We start from the raw sequence: 4,228 nt of genomic DNA, 5'->3' as shown, positions 1-4,228 counted from the left end.
CACCGCGACCACCGAGACCTTCAACTGGCTCCACCCCCGCACGGACTAGAAGGAGTTGGCATGCCACGAATGACTGCCGCCCGCGCGGCGGTGGAGATCCTCCGTCGCGAGGGAATCACCAACCTGTTCGGCCTGCCCGGTGCGGCCATCAACCCGTTCTACAACGCGGTCCGAGCGCAGGGCGAGCTCAAGCACGTGCTGGCCCGGCACGTCGAGGGCGCCTCGCACATGGCTGAGGGCTATACCCGCGCGAAGGCCGGCAACATCGGCGTCTGCGTCGGTACTTCGGGTCCTGCCGGCACCGACATGATCACCGGCCTGTACTCCGCGTCCGCCGACTCGATCCCGATCCTCTGCATCACCGGCCAAGCACCTGTGGCCAAGCTGCACAAGGAGGACTTCCAGGCGGTCGACATCGAGTCGATCGCGAAGCCGGTGACGAAATGGGCTGTCACCGTGCTCGAGGCCGCACAGGTGCCGGGCGCCTTCCAGAAGGCGTTCCAGCTGATGCGCTCCGGTCGTCCCGGGCCGGTGCTGATCGACCTGCCGATCGACGTCCAGCTGACCGAGATCGACTTCGACCCAGACCTGTATTCCCCACTGCCAGTCGCGACTCCTCGAGCCACCGTCGCGCAGGCCGAGCGAGTCCTGCAACTGCTGGCTGAGGCGGAACGCCCGCTGATCGTGGCTGGTGGCGGCATCGTGAACGCCGACGCGGCGGACCTCCTGGTCGAGTTCGCCGAACTGAACGGCATCCCGGTGATCCCGACGCTGATGGGCTGGGGAACCATCCCCGACGACCACCGGCTGATGGCCGGCATGGTCGGACTGCAGACCTCCCACCGGTACGGCAACGAGACCTTCCTGGAATCGGACCTGGTGATCGGCATCGGCAACCGCTGGGCTAACCGGCATACCGGCGCTCTCGACGTCTACCGGGCCGGCCGCAAGTTCGTGCACATCGACATCGAGGGAACCCAGATCGGCCGCGTCTTCGCGCCGGACCTCGGCATCGTGTCGGATGCGAAGGCCGCGCTCGAAGTGCTGATCCACGTGACCAAGGAGCGCACTGCGGAAGGGCCGTCGCCCGACCGGTCCGAGTGGGCCGCAGCTTGCCGCGAACGCAAGCGCACGCTGCAACGGCGTACTGACTTCGACAACGTCCCGGTGAAGCCTCAGCGGGTGTACCAGGAGATGAACAATGCCTTCGGACCCGAGACCCGGTACGTCTCCACGATCGGGTTGTCGCAGATCCAGGCCGCGCAGATGCTGCACGTCTACCGGCCGCGGCACTGGATCAACGCCGGCCAGGCAGGCCCGCTCGGCTGGACCGGCCCCGCGGCGCTCGGCGTCGCGGTCGCCGATCCCGAGGCGACTGTCGTGGCGCTGTCGGGCGACTACGACTTCCAGTTCCTGATCGAGGAACTCGCGGTCGGGGCGCAGTTCAACATCCCCTACATCCACGTGGTGGTGAACAACGCCTACCTCGGGCTGATCCGGCAGGCACAGCGCAACTTCGACATGGACTACTGCGTCCAGCTTGCCTTCGACAACATCAACACCCCGGAGCTGAACGGGTACGGCGTCGACCACGTGAAGGTCGCGGAAGGCCTTGGCTGCAAGGCGCTGCGAGTCTTCGAACCCGACGGCATCCTGCCCGCGCTGGACGAGGCCAAGAAGCTGATGGTCGAGTACGAGGTGCCGGTCATGGTCGAGGTGATCCTGGAACGCATCACCAACGTGTCGATGGGGCCGGCCGACATCGCGAACGTGATCGAGTTCGATGAACTGGACGACGTCCGCCACCCCACTCCGACCGCCTCCGGGCTGAGGGACTAGGGGGTCGGGATGAGAGTCGCGATTCTCGGCGCCGGAGCGATCGGCGCGTACGTCGGGGCCGCCCTGCACCGGGGAGGCACGGAGGTGCATCTGGTTGCCAGAGGCGCCCATCTGGAGGCGATCCGGAAGAACGGCGTACAGGTCTACAGCCCGCGCGGCGACTGGCTGGCCCAGACTCCCGCCACTGACGATCCGGCGGAGATCGGCCCGGTCGACTTCGTCTTCCTCGGTCTGAAGGCGAACTCGTATGCGTCCTCCGGCCCGCTGGTCGCGCCTTTGCTGCACGACAAGACCGCGGTGATCGCGGCCCAGAACGGCATCCCGTGGTGGTACTTCCACGAGCTGTCCGGTCCCTATGAAGGGCGCCGGATCGAGTCGGTGGACCCGGGTGGTGAGGTGACCCGGGTCCTCTCACTCGAGCGTGCGATCGGCTGCGTCGTCTACTGCTCCACCGAGCTCGAAGGGCCGGGCGTGGTTCGGCACCTGGAGGGCACCCGGTTCTCGATCGGCGAGCCGGGCGGCGGTCAGAGCGACCGGTGCCTGGAGTTCAGTGAGGCGATGATCGCCGGCGGGCTGAAATGCCCGGTGGAAGACGACATCCGCAATGACATCTGGATCAAGCTGCTGGGTAACGCAGCTTTCAACCCGATCAGTGCGCTCGCGCGGGCCACGATGGTGGAGATCGCCCAACACTCGGGCACCAGGGCGATGATCCGGCTGATGATGGAGGAGACGCTGGAGATCGCTCGTGCTGTCGGCAGCGAGCCGGACATCTCGGTGGACAAGCGGATCGACGGAGCCGAACGCGTCGGCGAACACAAGACGTCGATGCTGCAGGACCTGGAGAAGGACAAGCCACTAGAGCTCGACGTGATCCTCGCGGCCGTGGTCGAACTAGCGGACCTCACCGGTACGAAGGCTCCTACCCTCCGCGCCGTCCACGCCGTCGCCGACCTCCTCTCCACCAAGGTCGGAACCGCCCCGGGCAAGGTCGCCCACGCCCCAACTGCGGCCCCCGCCCCATCCGTCGCTACCCCGGCTGCCGCCGTACCAGCCAGCCCCTGATCCAGGCGGGCTCGGAGCGGTGCCCTGCAAGCCCTCCGAGCCCACCTGTTCCACCCACGCTGCGCCCGAAGAGCACCGCGAGGCCCTTCGGGCGCACCGTGCTGCCCAGACAGCACCCATACGTACGCGGGCACGCGGGCACGCGGGTACGCCGGTACGCGGGTACGCCGGTACGCCGGTACGCGGGTACGCGGGTACGCCAGGTTCCGGTTGCACGTGGTTGCTAAGGGCAACGGTGGTTCCTTGGTTGGCGTTGGGACTGTTGTTGCGCAGCCCCGTGTGCGATGTGGTTGCGTTGGTGCGTGGACGGACTGTGGTTGCGCGGTCTCCGCTGCGTGATGGTGCTAGCCGAGGTGCTGGGTGTCAAGGGCGCTTCGCGGCCCTGCGGGCTCGAACAAGTTCGACCCTTGACACCCACCACCTCGGCCAGGGAAGGACGCAGCTACGCGGATCCGCGCTGACGTGTGAGCTGCATCCAGGCGATTCCGTTCGCCCGGGTGGTTCCTGCGAGATGTTCGGCCCTCCGCTGATTCCGTCGGCGCGGGTGGAGCCGGGTTCCGGGGTGGCCCCATCCGGACCTGCAGAAGTCGCGAAACCCTGTCCAGTAACCGGTTTCCCGGCTGGGATCGGCGGGTTCTGTAGGTCTGGGTGGGGCCGGGCGGTGGGCCTTGCGTCGAGCGGTGGCGTGGTTCGGTCGGCTGCCGGCTTATGGGACCGATACCGGTCTACTGGGCGCTATCGGTCGAACAGCCCGCTATCGGCGGTGGGCCCGTCCGGGTGGATGCCGGGTCGTTGGGCCGATGCCGGTCTGTAGGACGGTATCGGTCGAGCAGACAGGCATCGGCCGGGGCGGTCATCGGCTGGTCCGCCTGGTGGTGTGTTCGTTCCGCTAGGTGGTTCGGCAGGGGGTGCCCCGGACGCCCAGCACTCAGCAACCTCCCGGTCGGGCACCGGAACCTCCCGGCCAGGCATCGGCTCAGGCGTGGAGCCGCTCCGGCGGGGGCACTGGCGGGAGGTTGCTGAGTGGTGGCGGTCCGGGCTTTCGTCCTGCTGGCCGCATTCGCCCCGGTCGGCCCGAGGGATGCCGTCGGCCACCCCCAGCGGATGACCCGAGCGGCACCCCTCGACGTAAATCCCTGAATTGTGGCCGTTCTTCTCAGCGGCTCCGGGCGTAGCTGCGTCTTTCCCTGGTCGTGGTGAGGTGTGTCAAGGGTCGAACTTGTTCGAGCCCGAAGGGCCGCGAAGCGCCCTTGACTCACCTCGCCGCGACTAGCACCATCACGCAGCCCGGCGACGCGAACCACCCACACCTATGTACCCCGCG

General features: G+C 67.6%; 2 protein-coding genes. Both read left to right on the top strand.

Features of this window, described 5'->3' with window-relative positions:
• Nucleotides 1-60 precede the first annotated feature (60 nt).
• A complete protein-coding gene (gene gcl / locus VFG33_RS03140; protein WP_325022163.1) occupies nucleotides 61-1,839 on the top strand; it encodes a glyoxylate carboligase in 1,779 nt (592 codons plus the stop codon).
• Between the two features lie 9 nt (nucleotides 1,840-1,848).
• Entirely contained in the window at nucleotides 1,849-2,904 is a 1,056-nt protein-coding gene (locus VFG33_RS03135; RefSeq protein ID WP_325022161.1) for a 2-dehydropantoate 2-reductase, read from the top strand.
• Nucleotides 2,905-4,228 lie beyond the last annotated feature (1,324 nt).

Source organism: Kribbella sp. (genome assembly GCF_035687465.1).
Classification (GTDB): Bacteria; Actinomycetota; Actinomycetes; order Propionibacteriales; family Kribbellaceae; genus Kribbella.
Note: the sequence above shows the minus strand (reverse complement) of the source record. Positions and strands in the feature narration are given on the sequence as shown.